This window comes from Paenibacillus sp. J31R30 (assembly GCF_059692115.1).
In genome coordinates, this window is the sequence record NZ_JCAUAV010000003.1 from 1,026,309 (window position 1) to 1,044,716 (window position 18,408).

Genomic DNA, 18,408 nt, shown 5'->3' on the forward strand with positions numbered 1-18,408 from the left:
TGAAGAATTTGTACACTACAAGCAGCAAGCGCAATTAGGATTACTTATTTTAATAATTACATGAAAAATAGAACTATACAGTGTTTCCGATTGCCGAATGTCGGGTGACAAGAACATTTTCTCATTAAAAGCCGCGATAATAGCGGCTTTTTTTTTAATTCGACAAAAAATAGATGGAAATGGGTGAGAATTAAGGACAGGAAACTTGTCCATAATTTGATATGCTTTTTCCAATAATTTGATAAAATTAAAATAATTATGAAGGGAGTTGAGGATGTAATGGAAATCAATTGGCTGGCAGAAGTGGAAAAAAGAAAAGATGATCTTTTAAAGGACTTGGAAGGCTTATTGCGTATTGCGAGTGTTCAGGATCTAACAACGAGTACTCCCGAATATCCAATGGGGGAAAAGATTGGCGAAGCATTGGATTATGTTTTGGCATTAGCCCAAAATGAGGGTTTTAAAACTAAAAACTTAGACGGTTATGCCGGGTTTGCTGAATGGGGAGAGTCTGAAGAATATATTGGGGTACTTGCTCATGTCGACGTAGTTCCAGCTCCCGGAGAATGGACAACACCACCTTATGAGCCAACTATACGAGAAGGAAAGCTCTATGCCCGTGGTACCATTGATGATAAAGGACCGGGAATGGCTGCATTTTATGCGTTGAAGATATTGAAGGACCTAGGCCTTCCTTTAAAAAGGAAAATCCGCATGATCTATGGCACAGATGAGGAAAGTGGTATGCGCTGTGTGCAACATTATCTTGACGTAGAGCCCGAGCCAACTTACGGTTTTTCTCCTGATGATGTATTTCCGATGGTGTACGCCGAAAAAGGACAAATTAACGTGAAACTGACTTTAAGTGGCAGTGAAGAAGAACAACATGGAACTATTTTAGTAAACTTTTCTTCGGGTGACAGGGGAAACATGGTACCTGGACAAGTCACTGCTGAAATTATAACGAATCAACCTGAGGAACTTATGAATAGTTTTAAAATTTATTGTAAGGAACAGGCGCTACATGGTGAGGTCAGCAAATCCGATGAAACGATTACTTTAACCCTTTACGGTAAAACCGTGCATGGTATGGAACCGCAAAATGGAGTGAATGCCGGGCTTGAGTGCCTGCATTTCTTAAACACATTAAGCTTTGCGGGTAGTGACCATTCATTTATCACATTTGCCGAAAACTGCCTATATAGAGATCCTTTTGGGGAAAAGTTGGGAATCCAGTACAGTGAAGATGTGCTCGGACCTTTAACGGTTAATGCCGGCATTCTCAATTACAATCATGCAGATGGTGGTTCAATTCATTTGAACATTCGCTTCCCATTAAATAATGATTACCAACGTACCATTGAAATGATCACGAAAAAAGCTGAGACCTGCCATTTCACAATCGCTGATGCGCGGCAATTCTCTACACATTATATCCCTGCCGATCATCCATTGATTAAAACACTACAATCGGCTTATCAATCGATTACAGGGGATGAACCCACACTTTTAACATCGGGCGGGGCAACGTATGCGACGTTAATGAAAAATGCGGTGGCTTACGGTGCGCTTTTCCCAGGTAAGGTAGATAGCTCTCACCAAATTGATGAATTTATAGAAATCGATGATTTAATCAAAGCGACTGCCATCTACGCCAAAGCCTTATATGAATTAAGCCACTTATAAAATCAAAGATATTTTTATCTGATGTTTGCAAGCGAGTGGTAACAACTGCGCTGGTACTACCACAACAAGCTGACTTGCTACCGTGGCTCCAAAAGAAAACAGCAACACAATCCCTAAGGGTGTGTTGCTGTTTTTGCTCTTTACTACTCTTGAAAGCCGCCTAAACTGGCGCCTTTGGCAAATAATCGCATGATGTTTTTTTCAACCGTTGAATCCGGTATTAATGGCGGTGCTTGGTGCGGTTTAATTCGTGCATCAAGCACAACATTATCGCAAGCCCAATGCTTATTCACATAAAAACTGTTCACGCCATATATATCATGGGAAGGATTACTGCGAGTGAATGTAGCCCAAACAAAGTTGTTAATGGACTCACTCAAAAAATGGCTGTCATCACATACGATGATCAATGGACAAGCAGGTAGTGGGCCCTTTGATCCAATTGCCTCGCATAAATCTTTCATTTGAACCTGTGTCTCGCCGTAACTTTCAAATTCAGAAAGCTGAATCGCGACGATTCCCGGCATTACCAAACGCTCATGATGGACCCCCGGTATTTCATTGAAAACGCCAGGAACCTCTAGGCATAAATCCCTTTTTATATCTCCAACTGCTGCGAATACAACCTTACTGCCGCTATTCAAACCTGTACCTGAGTAATCTAGGGTATCGATCGTCGTATTGGTATAAAAATGAAGGTCCCGATGAAGGTCTATTCGAGCCAACATATAAGTTAAGAAATGCTCTACATCATGAGAATCCAAAGGCTGGCTTTCTTCTGCTGTGATGAATAAGTACTTAGCTAAGCTAACTTGTCCTGTCCCTAAAATTCGATTAGCTATCGTGAGTAGCTCTGCCGGCTGCTTGACTTGTTGATAGGGCGTGTAACGTTCGCTGCCAATCGCAAAGAGCAGGGGGTGTACGCCCGCAGCATCTACGGCATGAACTTCTTTAACACCTGGAATTTCTTGCTTGATTGCATCGCCTGTGAGTTCATGAATTAATGCTCCGAACGCCGTGTCCTCTTGAGGGGGCCTTCCCACGACAGTAAATGGAAAGATCGCATTCTTCTTGGCATATACTTTGTGGACTCTCATGAGAGGAAAAGGATGCGTAAGGCTGTAGTAGCCCAAATGATCGCCGAAAGGGCCCTCCGGCTTGGTTTCGCCAGGATATATTTCTCCTGTGATAACAAAATCAGCATCATGACTAATACAATAGCCATCAATATAGCTGTATCGGAAGCGGCGCCCTGAGAGCAGACCCGCAAAGGTAATCTCACTCATGCCTTCGGGTAAGGGCATAACCGCTGACAACGTGTGTGCTGGTGGCCCGCCAATAAAACAGCTTACTTTTAAAGGGGCTCCTTGCTTAGTTGCCTTTGCCTGGTGGACTCCGATGCCGCGATGAATCTGATAATGCAAGCCGATCTCTTTATTTAATTCATACTCGTTCCCGCTCAGTTGAATCCGATACATCCCCAGATTGGAATTCATAATTCCTGGTTTCTCCGGATCTTCTGAATACACTTGAGGCAGGGTGACGAATGCACCGCCATCATCAGGCCAGTGCTTGATGAGTGGGAGGTCAGCAATGCTGATTTCCTCAAAAGCAGCCGGCAGACCACCGGATATTTTGATCGGCAGGGCTTTCCAGGCAGCAAGCCCCGTACCGATATGTTTAAGTGGGCTTTTCATTGCCTTCATGGGATCATTTCGCAAAGAGATTACGTTTTTCACACTTTCCCAAGTATCTCGGAATATATATTTGCTGCGCTCTACTGTACCGAAAAGGTTGGATACCGCCCGAAACTTCGAACCTTTAACATTTTCGAATAATAAGGCCCGGCCACCGGCTTCATGAACTTTCATATGAATGGCTGCCATTTCAAGCTCAGGATCAACTTCTTCATGAATGCGAACCAAATGTCCGTTCTTTTCTAAATCAACTAAGCATTCTTCTAAATTTCGATAGATCATTATTATTCTCCAATCAGATAGCTATTCCCCAAAAGGTCTATGTAATATTGTCATTCTACAACAATTTTCAAAAATAAAAAACTCGTCACATCGATGGCATTCAACCTTTCTTGCTGTAAATTTCTTCAATGGAATAGAAAAAGCACACCAATTGTAGTAGGCGTGCTCATTATTGGTAATAAATCTAATTCCTTACTGAGTAGGATTTAACTCAAGCTTAAAGGACCAGAACCGAAATAGAGAATCATTAATGATGCACCCATAAGAGAAAGGTTCTTAAAAAAATGAACTGTCTGAATTTGCTTTTGATCATCTGGCAATCCCCAAAAACGGTGGATGATAAAAGTTGTCGGTATTAAAAAAACAATAAGAAGAATTGCACCGAATTTTGAATAAAAGCCAAGTGCAACACTTAAACCACCAACAAGAGCAAAGAGACTCATAGCTGCAGCTGACAAATGGGGAAAAGGAGCTTTGGTTTTCTTCGCCATCTCTACTGTGTGAGTAAAACTTTTTATATGATTAAATCCTGCAGATATAAAAATAATTGAAAATAATATTCTTCCAAGTAATAGTACAAAATCCATAAATGTCATCCTTTCGTGTATCCCTCATATTTAGTCTATTTCAGCAGGTGATCCCAAAATTTTGTAAATTAATCTCTCCTACACCACAAAATCAACTCCAGTTCTAACTCCTGTTGCATATGGAACAGTTGTTGTATAAATTGGATTATAGAACATTACTTCAACGCCACTCAACCAACATAATCTTAATATTGTTGCATAAGCCACATTTTATCTAAACTGTCTAAAATTATTGCTGGAATGGAGGCGTCTTTGATGGAGGGCATTAAAGACCTACGTACGATTCGAACAAGGAAATTCATTATTGATTCCTTTATGCAACTTTTGATGAAAAAGGATTTCAAAAGTATCAAAATCAGTGATATTACATCACTAGCCATGATTAATCGGGCAACCTTTTATCACCATTTCGTCGATAAATTTGATTTGCTCGAAAAAGTGGTTAAAGAAGAATTAATGGCGAATGTTCTTCAGGAAATTTCAAAAAATGAAGAGTTTAATGATGAAATGCTTAAAAGTGTATTTTTATCCATAACTAAATTTCACTCTAGTTTATCTGAACGCTGTCAACGGAGTTATGATGATATGAGTGTGAATGTAGAAGCCATAATAAAAAAAGAACTTGGACACATTATTTATCAATTGCTGTTAAAAAAGTATCTGGGTGAAGGTAATGAAAAGCTAAGAATTGTCGCAACCATGCTAAGTTGGATGATTTACGCAGCTGCAGTTGATTGGAAGCAGAACAGCAGTAAATCACCAGAGGAATATTTTGATTATGCAATTTTGTCTATTAGGCAATTATTAGGGAATGGAACAGCTTAACATTTTGTGATTTTCCCCGAACTTATAAAGGATCGTCAGGGATATGGTATCTATTCCCATGAAACCGTCATGTGCATAATCATTCCAATTGCTGGAAATGATAGGGTTACGCGTTACTTGAAGGAGCAGGTTTTATGGGCAATTTCGTTCAGGAAATGAAATCCACATTCGCCGAGCAAGATGATTTTTTCATTCACGAAGAGCAATTTGATCATACGGCTCTTTTTCTTATTGGATTTAATTCGCTCATCAATTTTTCCAAGACCAATTTATACGTTCGGCAAATGGCGCAATTGTCTGATTCCGTTGATGAACTATTTACGAATCTCAGTGATCAGCTTGATGTTGATGCTAAACAAATCATGAAGGCTGTACTAGAAGGCAAATTGGTCATCTTAACAGGAGATGATCAACGTAACGCCATTGTGGAACCAGTCCCCCAAAATCTGCGGAGAAGCATTGATGAGCCCAAAAATGAAAGCCCTGTTCAAGGTCCTTTGGACGCATTTGGAGAGGATATCGATATTAACATAGGGCTGATCAGAATGAGACTGGGCTCTGAGCGTCTGATCCATAGCTCCTATCAAGTCGGAGAGCTTCCAAAGCGAAGAATTTCCATGCTTTATCTTAAAGGAAAAGCTCCGGAAGATCTAATTGAAAAAATAGACCAGAGGTTGAAACAAGCTCACTCAGATATTGAAACGATAAATGACCTGAATAATCTTTTTGGTGCCCATAAATTTGTACCTGTCAGTCATTTCTCCATAACTGAACTTCCACAACAAGCCGTCTATTTATTAAAACGGAACAGAGTCGTTCTTTTTTTGGACAATACGCCCTATGCCGTTATTCTTCCGAATCTGTTCTGGGATATGTTGTCCACAGCCAATGATCGCAATTTCCATGTCAGTTTCACATATCTGATTCGAACCCTCAGGGGATTGGGGATATTGTGCAATCTCATCCTTCCCGCTTTATATATTGCCATAACATCAGTCAATCCTGAAGTATTGAAAATAGACCTCGCCTTGTTTGTAGCAGAAAGCAGAGAAGGGATTCCCCTTACACCTTTTTTTGAAACCCTCGCTATGGTCATATTAGTTGATTTAGTGATTGAAGCGATTATCAGACTCCCCAAAACCGTAGGACCGACCGTTACGATGGTTGGAGGAGTCATACTAGGCCAAGGGATGGTGGAAGCGAAATTGGTCAGTAATTTATTGGTTATTGTCATCACTGCCATGTTGATTTCAGGTTCAACAATCGTGGGAGTTCAAAACTCGTTGTACATTCGTACGCTAAAATACTTTATTTTAATTGCGGCATCCGTTTTCGGCATAATGGGTATATGTACCGGATTATTATTTGTATGCATAATTCTGGCAAGTTTTAAGACATGCGATATTCCATATATGGCATTTCGAATAACGGAAAAGGGGGATGCCAAGTGAACCATAGGGTACAACTTGTGATGTTGGTTTGTGTCATGAGTGGGGGCTTCGTTTTTTTGCTGTATCCCAAAATCATAAATTCAATCACGGTAGGTGGTCATTGGGTAGTAATTCTTTGTGCAGGATTGCTGCAAATGGCATTTATGCTGATCTACAAAAAAGGATTGGATTATTTTCCGAAAAAGGATGTGATCGATATATTTAGGCAAATGGGAAAGTGGGCTGCATTCATCGTGCTTGTCCCTTTTGCATTTGTTCTTACAGCGATGGTTGGATTCAGCCTTCGAGCTCACAGCGAAGAGATCATAGCCATTTTTTTGAATCGGACTCCTTATTGGGCGGTTCTGGCTGTTTTCGTTTTTCTAGCTGCTATGGCAGCAGTAAAAGGGTTGGAAACGATGTTGCGTGCTTCTGTCGTTGTATTCATTATCGTTAATTCATTGGTATTGTTCATCGCATTTACTGTAATCATCAATTTTGATGTGCATAATGCTTCACCCGTTTTGCCTTCATCTCCAAAATTTTTATTCAACACACAGTTTTACTATCTATCGGGTTTTTCATCGTTATTATTTTTAGGCTTCGTGCCTTCCGAAAACAATTTGAAGTACGGTCAACTGTTTATGGTATGGACCTATGTGACGTTGCTCATTCTCCTAACGGTTTATCTTCCGCTTTTCACATTTGGACAAGAAACGGTTGTCACGTTTCGTTATCCATTAGCAGAAGCGGTGAATTTCGTTGACTTGAGATGGTTTGTAATCAGCCGGCAATCGATGTTCTTCGGTATCTCATTAATCGGATTCACGATCTTCTTGAATGCCATAATGCTATGGATGACCGGACAAATTATGCAGAGAACGTTCAATTGTCAAAGAACCAAATCGTATTATTGGATCATTGCTTTCGCTCTAATCGCATTTCTTATGGGAGTATATGTCCCCAACCGGGACATGGTTGAAAAACTTTTGTTGTTGAGTACAAGTGCTCACGTTTTGTTTATCGTCATCCTTACATTTACTATTTTTATCTATGGCGTCTTAGGTAATCTAAGGATGGCGAGTTATGAAAATAAATAATCGATTCAAACTTTTCATTGTACTTACGGCTTTAACCCTTCTCTGTGGTTGTTGGGATGTCAAAGAAATCAATTTGCGTACCCCCCCTTTACTTATCGGCATAGCCAAGGGAAACGATGATGAATACAAAGTGACATTGTTTGTTCCCATAACGCAAAGAGGCAAAACAGCTTCAAGAATAGTAACGGGAAAAGGCAATTCAATTTTCAATATTCTGCAACAAATGCAGACAAACTCTGATGATGCCCTCGATTTCACACAAGTACAATTCATTCTTATCCAAAACAATTTGGCAGAGAACGAAGAGGAAATGGGTAAACTAGTTAGACTATTAATGGAGTTAGAGCAACTGCCGTCCAAAGCGTTGGTTGCAATTACAGATGAGGATATCGAGAAAATGCTGTCGAATATTGACAAAGTGGCAGGTGTTCGAGTTACCTCTATTAATGATTTTTTTACTAAAGGGGAGTGGGCACCAGAGGTTTCGAGTACCCGCATCTTGGAATTGTATCGGAGTTTGTATTCCTATACGGAGGATATAAACGTTCCAATTGTCATTTCCGGCAAAGAAACAGTATTACACTTCGAAGGCTCCGCCTTTTTCAAAAAAGAGAAAATGGTGGGACGGATCAACCCCATGGAAAATCTGCTGGTTAATTTGTTTCATCACCACAGTGCAACCGGCGAGATTGAGAGCCTGGGCTCTGCCGATATGATTGTAAAAAACAGCTCATTGCATATCAAGTCGTCAATGAAAAAGGATGAACCGTTAGTGTCATGCGATTTGAAATTAAAGATACACGTTATGGAAAGAAAAGAGAGCGTGACGGATAAACAGATCCATGAAGAACTCGAAAAGCTGATCGAAAAGCAATTTAATAAGATATTTGAACAAGCCCAAAAAAACAAATCAGATATTTTTGGGTTTGGCCAACATTTTCGGAATCAGATTCCATATCAGGAATTAAAAAACTGGAGAGAAGAATATTATCCAAAGCTAAAAGTGTATTTTCAGGTCCATGTAAGCCATGTGTAATTTTCAAAAGAACCTCCATATCATCATGAGAAGCTCATCTGGATATACGAACCCCCGTTGCTAGCACTTTTGCAGGCAGCGGGGGTTCTGTTTTGTGCCGCGATTGCGACCCTTGATAAGCAGGGTCAGCCATCTTCACCAACTGCTTGCCTTTGTTTTGGCCCTTCAGCATGTCGATAAAAGCCCGGGGTGCGTTCTCAATGCCATTTTGTAGTCCTCCAATACCAACGTAGATGATTAAGACATCATGCTGCAGATTCCACAAGTCCAGCATGCCGAGACAGCACTAGTCTGCCCATACCTTCATTAACTTTTTCATTGAATGTTTGTTGCGAATGTACATTCGCTTATGTCGAACCCAAAGGGGTATTATGGATAGTTCAATTCAATAATATAGTTACTTGACAAAAGTAAGTTAGCATATTATTATACTTGTATAAAGTTTATAACTTTAAAAAAATAAGCAAAGGAGTTTAGGAATGAGAAATTATCCTCAACTAGGTGTATTACTTTTAAGATTAATTTTGGGGATTACCTTCTTCGCGCATGGGGTTTCTAAGTTTCAAGGAGGGATCGGCAATATAGCGAATTGGTTCACCAGTATTGGTATTCCGAGTTATATGGCTTATGTCGTTGCTCTAATAGAATTAATAGGTGGAATTGCCCTGATTCTAGGGTTAGGAACACGAATGGTCTCAGCACTCTTAGCAATTCTTTTAATAGTTGCTACGTTTAAAGTGAAACTTGCCGTAGGTTTCTTTGGGAATGGACAAATGGCTGGTTACGAACTTGATCTAGCCATGATTGGTATTGCTCTTTATCTTTTCTTAAATGGCAGTTATCTACTTTCTATTGATTCATTTTTCAAAAAAGAAAGAACTGCTCTTTGATTTTGCTTATGTATAAGAAATTCATTTTTGTAAATAATTATCAGGTGGTGTTTTGAAATGAGTTTTTTGGATAAAATTTTTGGAGATGGAAATAAAAAGGAGAGTACTCAAATGTCAAATGTAAACCTAGCAATTATTTACTACAGTTCAACTGGAACTAATCATCAACTTGCTAACTGGGCAGCAGATGGTGCTAAAGAAACAGGAGCGGAAGTTAGAGTCTTAAAGATTCCTGAGCTTGCTCCACAATCAGCCATTGATTCCAACCCGGTGTGGAAAGCACATAGTGAGGCTACCAAAGATATTCCAACTGTGAGTTTGAGTGATTTGGAATGGGCAGATGCTATAATTTTTAGTATTCCAACACGATTCGGTAATATGCCAGGACAAGTGAAGCAATTCATTGATTCCACAGGTGGTCTGTGGTTCCAAGGTAAATTAGCGAATAAAGTTGTAAGTGCCATGACTTCGGCTCAAAACTCTCATGGGGGCCAAGAGCAAACTATTCTTTCTTTGTACACGACGATGTATCACTGGGGAGCAATAGTTGCAGCTCCTGGTTATACGGATCCAGTTATTTTCGCTTCTGGTGGTAATCCTTATGGAACTAGTGTGACCGTGGATCAGTCCGGTAAAATCGTTGAAGATGCTGAAAAGTCTGTTAAACATCAAGCCAAGCGTACAATTCAGGTAGCCCGCGCAATCAAAAATGGTTTAACTAGCTAAGAGTCAAAATAATTAAGAGGCTGCTTTTTGCAGCCTTTTTACATATAATTAGTAATTTTCTTCGCTTCGCTTAACCATATATAACAATTCATAGAAAAGGAGGAGTGTGTCTCGCTAGTGCGAGCAGCTCCTCCTTTTTAGCTTTTTCTTGGATGGTTTGTTTACTTAGTGAGTGGATAGGCATGTGATCCTTGCTAAGTAAAGTAAATATGGTTGACAAACTCCTGTATGTTTGTGTCGCTGAACAACATTAGACAGTTGTCCAATGACACAAATGTGCCTACATATCCACAATGTGACTTGAGACAATCAAGCGCTCTCCGCGAGTTTGCTTTTCTCTGCCTGTTTCAAACGCAAGTACGACAGAATGAACCATGTACACAAAGCGAGACACACCCACATTACGACCAATATCAGCACATCGTGCCGCAAAAGAGCGTAATCCCCTGTCGAAAGCAGCACACGGAATCCTTCCACCGTATACGTCATAGGCAACGCTCCGTGAAGCGTCTGCATAAGTTGCGGCGTCAACTCAGCCGGGAACACCCCTCCAGTAGCCGTCAGTTGCAATACGAGAATGACAATGCCCAGCAGCTTTCCGATATGCGGGAATGCCGTAACCAAGAGTTGAACGACGGACATGAATACAAGACTGGAGCAATAGGCAAACGCGAAAAATTCGAATGGGAAAGTCGGACTTAACCCCACCGCGGCGATCAGAATGACGCTGGCGATGGCGGTTTGAGCGAGCGCGACGATGGCGAGCACGCCGAATTTCGAGATGTACCACAAAAATCCGGACGGGGGCGGCGAAACCGTCGCTCGGAAAGAAAATATGTTACCAAACAAGAGAGCACCGATATAGAAACTGAGTGAAACGAAAAACGGCGCCACTCCCGTTCCGTAGTTCGGAAGCGGATGAAGGGACTGCTCCTTCAAATGGACGGGATTGGCGAGCATCGCGAATAAATTATCCGATGCATGAATATTTCCCGCTTTTTCCGCTCCTTCCGATAGGCCCCGGCTCAGTTCGGCCCCCCCCTGTGCGAGTGCTTGCTGCCCGTCAGACAGCTTAGCGACGTTGGTCGTAAGGCTGTTCCATCCGCCAGACACTTTATGAATACCATCCGCGGCGGCAGCAACGCCGTCACGAAGCTTCGAAGAACCGTCGCCAAGCGCCGCCAAACTGCTTGCGATTAGCCCGGCTTCGTTCGCGAGCTGTTCCGCGCTGCCGCCAGCATTCGCAATGCCCATGGACAGCGAGTTCGTCCCGCCGTTTAATCGATCGAGCGCATCGGATAACTGCTTGCTTTGCTTTCCGATGAGCATCAGATCCGCATTTTTGGCCTCATTGGGGTGCGCTGCAAGCCATTTCGACAACGCCTCGTTCAGTTGCTTAGCCGCAGCCGACGCCTTGTCCGTCCCTTGAGCAGCGTCTGTGCTTCCCGATTTCAGCTGATCGAGCCCTCTTCGAAGACTCCCAATGCCGCTGGAAAGCTTGGTGGCGCCTTGCTCTAGCTGCTCGGCGCCTCCGGAGAGGCGATCCGAAGCAGAGATCAGTTCGGAAGCACCCTGATCTAGCTTCGATACGGAAGTTTGTTCATTGCGCAGACCGTCGAGAAGAGCTTTCGTCCCGTTAGCCGACTCCATCAGGCCGGCATCGAGCCGAGACGCTGCGTTGCTCGCCTTCTGGAAGCCCCCGGTCAACGGGGTCAGTTGTTCGTAAATGGCTTTGGAGTAGCTTACCGAAAGCTTTTCCGATAGCCGCTGCCTAATCGTTTCGACTGCGGATTTGCCAATTTTGCTCACGATATAATTAAGGCCCTCGTTCAGCTTCACGGTCAGCTCCAGCGGTGTTGGCTGCGCTGCCCCCAAGGACGTCGCCCGATGGGAAAAGTCGGAAGGAATGAATATTTCGAAATAATACGTCCGGTTTCTGAGTCCCGCATCCGCTTCCTCTGCGTCGATAAACCGCCATTCTAAGGAACGGTCCTTCTTGAGCTCGTTGACGAGATCATTGCCAATCGCAAACGTATTACCTTGGTAATCAACCGGCAGGTCCTCGTTCACAACGGCGACAGGCAGCCTTTCCAAGTGCGCATACGGATCCCAATACGTCCATAAATAAGTTCCATTGTAGAGCGAGGGTATCAAGCACATCGCGATTAATGGCACGAATAATCTCCGAGATCCAAAAAACGCGCGCCATTCCTTCCACAACCATTTCAATAAATTCGCCTCCCCGGAATTTGACCGCTTCGACCTTGTCCAATATTTCCTTAGTATCCATTAATCGAAAGAAATCATTCAGGAAACGATAAATTCCATTATCATTCGACCCATTAAAAGGAAGACTGGACTACATTCTGATCATTCATACTAGGATCAAATCCTTTTAAGGGGATGTGTCCATGTATAAGAAACTTTTAATATTCAAGGTGATTGTAGCTTGTATTATTTTAACAACATGTACTAATTGTCAGTCTTCAACAAATCAAGTCATACATGTTTCACAGCCTGTTATGTCTATTTCCCAAGGGGCTAAACATGCCTATTTAACCTTTGATGATGGGCCGTCTGAGAATACAGAACGAATCTTACATATTTTACGCAAATATGGCATCCATGCCACATTTTTTGTGATCGGAGATTCATCTACCGAAGGAAAACGGTTATATCGACTTATCCATGCAGAGGGCCATGTCATTGGTAACCATACCTATACACATAATTATCATTCACTTTATGCATCTGTTCAGGCTTTTTCCGAAGATACAGAGCGACTCGAAAGACTGTTGGAGCAAACAATCGGTGTAAGGTCGACCTTGCTCCGTTATCCGGGTGGATCCAATAATCAAGTTAGCCGACATTTCGGGGGCAAAGGTATCATGCCTCGTATTATTCATGAAATGAGCAGAGAAGGTTACATGTATATGGATTGGAACGTGAGCTCCACAGATGCAGCTAGGACTGTTCAGCCAAAGAATGAAATCATCGATGCCGTACTAAGTGCTTGTAAAAATAAAAAAGAAGCAATCATTTTAATGCATGATGTAAAAGTGAAAAGGACAACGGTTGAAGCTCTCCCTACCATTATTGAAGGTTTACTTAAACAAGGTTATCAATTTAATGTGCTGGGTAAGAATTCATTTCAGTATCATTTTGAGTGAGGAATGAAAGGAAAGAGATGTAGTTCAATACCAATGACATCTTCTTTAGACTATTCTTGTCGGTTGAAAAGAACTTTGTCCGAATGAAGTCCGCGTAAACCGCGGGCTTTTTTAGTTATCGGATGTTCAATTTACGATGACAAGAACTGGATCCAATTCTATAGTTGAGAGACTTGCTTCAACGCGGATTTGGTAAAATGCTGGATCTTGCCTATTACCGTATATTTATTCATCTATTCACATGTACCCATTCCGACAAAGCACCCCGTTCATACCCTATAAGAGTGCATTCATGAATCCTTTCATTAGTTAGTCGATTATTGGATGGGAAGCGAGGGAGGAATTGATTTGAGTATTTGGTTAAACAAGGCTATTCTTGGCAAAGGGAACAAGACACGACTAATAATCGGTGGGACACGGTGTGTGTATCTAAGTATCTGGAAATTAAAGGGTTCAAACGTTACGGGGAAGCAGATAATTGACGATGTCTGTGCTGCTAACATTGTATGGAGAGAGTATAAAATTAAATTTGAAGTATTATCGATCAGACAGTATAACGGTCCAAAAGATGCTGAATTTTCTTCAAATGAATTGTCAAGAAATCTGACTCCTAAAATGAAAGAACTCTTACTGGATGTACAGGAAAATCCACCTATTCCTGCACCCAAGAATGCATTTTTCATTCCAGTTCTGTATTGTGGTGGAAGCTTTAAAGAAATCGAAGTAAGCCCTGATGGTAAGAAGCTTAATCGAGTGTTGGGGCTTACAAATAGGTTAAAATTGTTTGATAAAAAAACGAAGAAATTACTGGATCGTTCTTTAGTAACTATATTTCTAACACCAAGAATATTAAAAGGAAGAACAGACAAATTCCTTTTGGCTCACGAATTGGGTCACACATTAAACTTTAGAGCTAAAGGGGTTGCAATTTGCCAACCAAAGCCAAACACCGACCACTGTTTACATTCAGCTAATCCTAAAAACTTAATGTATCCTTCACCTCCTGAGAATAGTAGTATACTTACTTCAGAGCAAGGAGCTATAGCACGGCGTGGTTTTTTCACCTATGAATGTAATTCTGAACTTGGATGCTCATAAAGTGTAATAGTGAATCCGTCACATCCCCAAAGTTCGATTATTCATTTGCAATAATATATTAATATCAGAATTTTGATAGTATACTATTGATATTTAATAGTCTAGGGGATGGCCGGATGAATACAAAGGATAGTAAAAAAGCACGGAAAACATCGCTTTATATGCAAACAGCCGAGAAGGTAAAAGAGGAAATATCACTAAGGAATCTGCAACCGCATGATCCTGTCCCTTCTGAGGGGGAATTAGCTAAGCTGTATTCCGTCAGTCGAATGACAACAAAGCTTGCATTGGAGATTTTAGTAAAGGAAGGCATTGTATATAGACTTGCACGCAGAGGAACTTTTGTATCTGGGGACTATGTGAGCGGGAAACAAGAGAAACGCTTGACTCAGGATGTCACAAAGGGGCAACCCGCGAAGAAAAGAATTGCTATGATCTTTCCCAATATGGATGAGTATACAGCTAGAATTATTGCTTCAGCAGAAGGAGAAGCAAGGGAATTAAACTGCCATATATTAGTTCGTATTTCGAAGGACAAAGAGGACGAAAGTGAGTGCCTTCAGGAACTGTACGAGGATCAAGTTGATGGCATCATTTTGTACCCAAGAGGACGAAAAAAATGCAGTGAGAAAGTGTTGGCACTCAATCTATTGAATTATCCTCTTGTCATTATTGACCGCATTTTCCGCGAGGTTCATATCGATTGCGTCTATCACGATCATTATCAAGGTACGTATAATCTTACTGAATATTTGATTGCAAAAGGTCACAAGGAAATTGGTTATATCTCCATGCCCTTTGATGGAGTGACGAGTAGAAATGACCGGTATCAGGGCTATGTACAAGCTATGTTGGATCACAATCTATCACTTAACCGTCAAAATATTTTTTTGCAGTGCTCGGAGGATTACCTGAATAACCTTACTGCTTCCAATCCGCAATTGGAGGAGTTCATTGAGAACAATCCTACGTTAACAGCAGTCTTATGCACAGATGATTATTTGGCGACTTCTTGCCTCTTTACGGCTCTTCACATGAATAAGTCAGTACCAGAGCAGCTGTCTATTGTCGGTTTTTCTGATATTCTTTTGGCAAGTTTACTTCCTGTTCCTTTGACGACCGCAAGGCAAACTACGGAACAATTAGGACAAGCAGCAGTAAATCTGTTGTTCAAACGGATGAAACATTCGCGAGAAGGCGCTATTACGATTAAAGTAAACACTTCGATTATTGAACGAAATTCCGTGTATACGATTCCGATAAAATAGCCATTTCATACGATAAATAAATGAATCCTTAACGATGGATTATGGAGGTTTACCTCTATTCCAGCGTTAAGGATTTTTTTGTTATTCAGTAAAAATCAGTACTATACAAACTATATGTCAGTGATATATATAATTCTTTAAAATCAGCCTGTTTCAACTTTTCATCTGTTCGGAAGTATATATTTTCTTTTTGTTAAGGAGTTGAATAGATGATTTTTAGTGAATTTTTGGAATTCCGGTTTACAAAATCAACAAATCCAGAACCATTGTATATGTCAATGACATAATATAGTCTGAAATTGTGCAATTGGCATTTTATGTTATCAGGAGGGGGAGTTACTTGGAGGAGGGACTGGACGATTTGCAAAGCTAAGAAGTTTGACATTTGCATGGTGAATTCAGAAATAGGGAGCTTGACTATGAGAATGTTTCAACGGTTGTGGTTGAGCAAGCTAGCGCTGCAGATCAATCACCGGTAACAGCATACAAAGATGGTGATTTTACTTGGAATTCGCTTTAGTTGTCTGTTGGACTTTACAATTTGCATCCGCAAGAAAAAACCTCGTTAACCAGTGATACGATTTTAGATTAAGATGCACCCAAATTCAAAGAGAAGAGTGGAGAAACGACAGTGAAAAAACAATTAGTAGTAGGAAGTACGGCATTTCTTGTTGCTCTTACAGCATTGACTGGCTGTGACTCAAGCACAAGTGAAAATAAACCAGCTGCTGCGAGTGAAGCAACCACTTCAGCTTCACCCAAGGCTGCTGCAACTGCCAGTAACGCAGCCTTCAAAGAAGCTCCGATGCTTCAAGAGCTTGTCAAAGCAGGTACAATACCTGCAGTGGCGAATCGCCTTCCAGTAAAAGCCGATGTCATGGTGGAACCCGTGTTTGAATCAATCGGTAAATATGGCGGCGATTGGAACAATCCTTGGAACGGTCCAGATGACAAATGGGGCATTGAAATGATAACGGAAGAACCACTATTCCGTTTCAAACAAGATGGTAGCGGCGTAGAACCAGACGTTGCCAAGAGCTATGATGTGAATGCGGATTCCACCGAATACGTCATTCATTTACGTGAAGGCATGAAGTGGTCCGATGGAAAACCATTTACTGCAGATGATGTTATTTTCTACTGGGAGCATATGCTGATTCCAGAAACCTTCGGTAAAGCGTTGTACGATTGTTATTATTCCAATGATCCGGTAACAGGAGCGAAAGAAAGAGCAGAAGTTACCAAAGTGAACGACTATGCATTCAAGGTAAAATTCAAACATCCGAGTGTACAGTTCCTGGAGCGTGTGGCGATTGATAATAAATGGTTCTTTGCACCAGCTCATTATTATAAAACCATTTTGCCTGAATTTATCGGCGAAGAGAAAGCACTTGAGGTTGCCAAACAATACGGCTTTAAAGATACGAAGACGCTCGGCCTATGGACAGGCTACTATTACTGGTTATACCCGCAGCGTCCAACGCTTCGCCCTTGGGTTGCGAAGAATGATGCGAATAGTGATCGCTTCGTGATGGAGCGTAACCCATACTTTTTCAAAACAGATGCGGAAGGCCAACAGCTTCCTTACATCGACCGTATCGTCATGACGAAAATGCAAGATGCTAGTCACAAGCTGGTTGAAACGATGGCAGGCAACGTGCAAGTTGCGCAGTTTGACTTTAAGGATTATACGGTGCTGAAAGAAAATGAGAAAAAAGGTGATTACCGTGTGCTTCCTTGGAAAACGCCAGGCTGGTCCAGCACAGGTGTTGAATTGAACCAAACAACGGAAGATCCTAATCTCCGCAAGTTATTCCAGGATATTCGTTTCAGAGAGGCGTTATCTGTGGCTGTTGACCGGAAGCAAGTGTCGGAGATTATTACGAGTGGCGTCGGTTTGCCAGCCCAATCCTCTGTACCAGATGGCCTTCCGAATTTTCAAAGTGGCTGGAACAAGCAATGGGTTGAGTATGACGTTGCGCGTGCTGCGAAGCTCTTTGATGAAATCGGTTTGAAATGGGATAGCAATCATAAATACAGAACATTCGCTGATGGCTCGAACCTGTCCTTACTGATTTACGAAGAAAAAGGATCAGACAACGAGCAATGGATCGAGCTTCTTAGAAAATATTATGATCAAGTCGGCATTAAAACGGAATTGAAAATTGTGGATCAAGGCGCATACTTCGATCTGAAGTATGCGAATAAAATTCCAGTGTCCGTCAAAAACATAAATATTGTGAACGTGGCTTTGAGACCAGATGAGCTTGTTCCACTTCGCGTTATCACACCATGGTTCGGTCATTACGGTCTATACAATTCCTCCAATGGTAAAGAAGGCGTTAAGCCGGAAGGCGATGTAGCAATGATCATGGAGAATTGGAACAAGGTGAAGGCTGCTAAGACGAAAGAAGAGATTACGAAATGGAGCAATGAAATCGTTAAACTTCACCAGAAAAATCAATGGGCTATCGGTTACACTGCGGCGACGCCGTACCTCACTGTCGTGAAGAATAATGTGAAAAATGTGCCAACGCTTGTCAATGCTGACGAATACAGAGGCATAGGTTTTGCTCATCCGGCTCAATTTTACATGAAATAAACAACTAGCTG

15 protein-coding genes are annotated in these 18,408 nt (G+C 41.5%); 11 read left to right on the forward strand and 4 right to left on the reverse strand.

What is annotated here, in order from left to right:
- The first annotated feature begins 279 nt into the window (after positions 1-279).
- Entirely contained in the window at positions 280-1,686 is a 1,407-nt protein-coding gene (pepV, locus tag AC58QO_RS16470) for a dipeptidase PepV (protein WP_497267279.1), read from the forward strand.
- 143 nt (positions 1,687-1,829) lie between these two features.
- Here pepV and AC58QO_RS16475 read toward each other — a convergent pair whose 3' ends face one another.
- Together AC58QO_RS16475 and AC58QO_RS16480 are read right to left on the reverse strand one after the other, a co-directional pair.
- A complete protein-coding gene (locus tag AC58QO_RS16475; protein WP_497267281.1) occupies positions 1,830-3,665 on the reverse strand; it encodes a UbiD family decarboxylase in 1,836 nt (611 codons plus the stop codon).
- A 206-nt stretch (positions 3,666-3,871) separates the two neighbouring features.
- On the reverse strand, positions 3,872-4,252 hold the full coding sequence (locus AC58QO_RS16480) for a DoxX family protein (RefSeq protein ID WP_497267283.1): 381 nt from the start codon (positions 4,250-4,252) through the stop codon (positions 3,872-3,874).
- A 255-nt stretch (positions 4,253-4,507) separates the two neighbouring features.
- On the opposite strand from AC58QO_RS16480, the gene AC58QO_RS16485 reads away from it, so the two are divergent.
- From AC58QO_RS16485 to AC58QO_RS16500, 4 genes are all read left to right on the forward strand, one after another.
- The gene (locus AC58QO_RS16485) at positions 4,508-5,077 is read left to right on the forward strand and encodes a TetR/AcrR family transcriptional regulator (RefSeq protein WP_497267285.1); all 570 of its coding nucleotides are present in this window, start codon (positions 4,508-4,510) and stop codon (positions 5,075-5,077) included.
- A 134-nt stretch (positions 5,078-5,211) separates the two neighbouring features.
- On the forward strand, positions 5,212-6,528 hold the full coding sequence (locus AC58QO_RS16490; RefSeq protein WP_497267287.1) for a spore germination protein: 1,317 nt from the start codon (positions 5,212-5,214) through the stop codon (positions 6,526-6,528).
- Entirely contained in the window at positions 6,525-7,607 is a 1,083-nt protein-coding gene (locus tag AC58QO_RS16495) for a GerAB/ArcD/ProY family transporter (protein ID WP_497267288.1), read from the forward strand. The genes AC58QO_RS16490 and AC58QO_RS16495 overlap by 4 nt, the downstream gene beginning before the upstream one ends.
- On the forward strand, positions 7,594-8,643 hold the full coding sequence (locus AC58QO_RS16500) for a Ger(x)C family spore germination protein (protein WP_497267290.1): 1,050 nt from the start codon (positions 7,594-7,596) through the stop codon (positions 8,641-8,643). Before AC58QO_RS16495 ends, AC58QO_RS16500 begins: the two co-directional genes overlap by 14 nt.
- Positions 8,644-8,677: 34 nt before the next feature.
- Here the strand turns inward: AC58QO_RS16500 and AC58QO_RS16505 are convergent, their stop codons facing one another.
- Positions 8,678-8,917, reverse strand: coding sequence for a hypothetical protein (locus AC58QO_RS16505; protein ID WP_497267292.1), 240 nt, complete (start codon positions 8,915-8,917; stop codon positions 8,678-8,680).
- Positions 8,918-9,122: 205 nt separating this feature from the next.
- Here AC58QO_RS16505 and AC58QO_RS16510 point away from each other — a divergent pair, with 205 nt between their 5' ends.
- A complete protein-coding gene (locus tag AC58QO_RS16510) occupies positions 9,123-9,533 on the forward strand; it encodes a DoxX family protein (RefSeq protein ID WP_497267294.1) in 411 nt (136 codons plus the stop codon).
- 57 nt (positions 9,534-9,590) lie between these two features.
- Positions 9,591-10,259 carry an NAD(P)H:quinone oxidoreductase gene (wrbA, locus tag AC58QO_RS16515; protein WP_497267296.1) on the forward strand — a complete coding sequence of 223 codons (669 nt, stop codon included), beginning with the start codon at positions 9,591-9,593 and terminating at the stop codon, positions 10,257-10,259.
- 309 nt (positions 10,260-10,568) lie between these two features.
- On the opposite strand, the gene AC58QO_RS16520 is transcribed toward wrbA, so the two are convergent.
- Positions 10,569-12,488, reverse strand: coding sequence for a YhgE/Pip family protein (locus AC58QO_RS16520; protein WP_497267298.1), 1,920 nt, complete (start codon positions 12,486-12,488; stop codon positions 10,569-10,571).
- A gap of 182 nt (positions 12,489-12,670) precedes the next feature.
- On the opposite strand from AC58QO_RS16520, the gene AC58QO_RS16525 reads away from it, so the two are divergent.
- The 4 genes from AC58QO_RS16525 (at position 12,671) to AC58QO_RS16540 (ending at position 18,397) form a co-directional block, all read left to right on the forward strand.
- Positions 12,671-13,429, forward strand: coding sequence for a polysaccharide deacetylase family protein (locus tag AC58QO_RS16525; protein WP_497267300.1), 759 nt, complete (start codon positions 12,671-12,673; stop codon positions 13,427-13,429).
- 348 nt (positions 13,430-13,777) lie between these two features.
- Positions 13,778-14,527 carry a hypothetical protein gene (locus AC58QO_RS16530; RefSeq protein WP_497267301.1) on the forward strand — a complete coding sequence of 250 codons (750 nt, stop codon included), beginning with the start codon at positions 13,778-13,780 and terminating at the stop codon, positions 14,525-14,527.
- A 116-nt stretch (positions 14,528-14,643) separates the two neighbouring features.
- Entirely contained in the window at positions 14,644-15,795 is a 1,152-nt protein-coding gene (locus tag AC58QO_RS16535) for a GntR family transcriptional regulator (protein ID WP_497267303.1), read from the forward strand.
- 631 nt (positions 15,796-16,426) lie between these two features.
- Positions 16,427-18,397, forward strand: a complete 1,971-nt coding sequence (locus tag AC58QO_RS16540) for an ABC transporter substrate-binding protein (RefSeq protein ID WP_497267305.1) — start codon at positions 16,427-16,429, stop codon at positions 18,395-18,397.
- The last annotated feature ends 11 nt before the right edge of the window (positions 18,398-18,408 follow it).

Excerpts from the sequence above, each read along its gene's own strand:
- AC58QO_RS16505 (WP_497267292.1), bottom strand. The coding sequence starts at position 8,917 with ATGCTGGACTTGTGGAATCTGCAGCATGATGTCTTAATCATCTACGTT.
- AC58QO_RS16485 (WP_497267285.1), top strand. The coding sequence starts at position 4,508 with ATGGAGGGCATTAAAGACCTACGTACGATTCGAACAAGGAAATTCATT.
- AC58QO_RS16490 (WP_497267287.1), top strand. The coding sequence starts at position 5,212 with ATGGGCAATTTCGTTCAGGAAATGAAATCCACATTCGCCGAGCAAGAT.
- pepV (WP_497267279.1), top strand. The coding sequence starts at position 280 with ATGGAAATCAATTGGCTGGCAGAAGTGGAAAAAAGAAAAGATGATCTT.
- AC58QO_RS16510 (WP_497267294.1), top strand. The coding sequence starts at position 9,123 with ATGAGAAATTATCCTCAACTAGGTGTATTACTTTTAAGATTAATTTTG.
- AC58QO_RS16500 (WP_497267290.1), top strand. The coding sequence starts at position 7,594 with ATGAAAATAAATAATCGATTCAAACTTTTCATTGTACTTACGGCTTTA.
- AC58QO_RS16535 (WP_497267303.1), top strand. The coding sequence starts at position 14,644 with ATGAATACAAAGGATAGTAAAAAAGCACGGAAAACATCGCTTTATATG.
- wrbA (WP_497267296.1), top strand. The coding sequence starts at position 9,591 with ATGAGTTTTTTGGATAAAATTTTTGGAGATGGAAATAAAAAGGAGAGT.
- AC58QO_RS16480 (WP_497267283.1), bottom strand. The coding sequence starts at position 4,252 with ATGGATTTTGTACTATTACTTGGAAGAATATTATTTTCAATTATTTTT.
- AC58QO_RS16475 (WP_497267281.1), bottom strand. The coding sequence starts at position 3,665 with ATGATCTATCGAAATTTAGAAGAATGCTTAGTTGATTTAGAAAAGAAC.
- AC58QO_RS16525 (WP_497267300.1), top strand. The coding sequence starts at position 12,671 with ATGTATAAGAAACTTTTAATATTCAAGGTGATTGTAGCTTGTATTATT.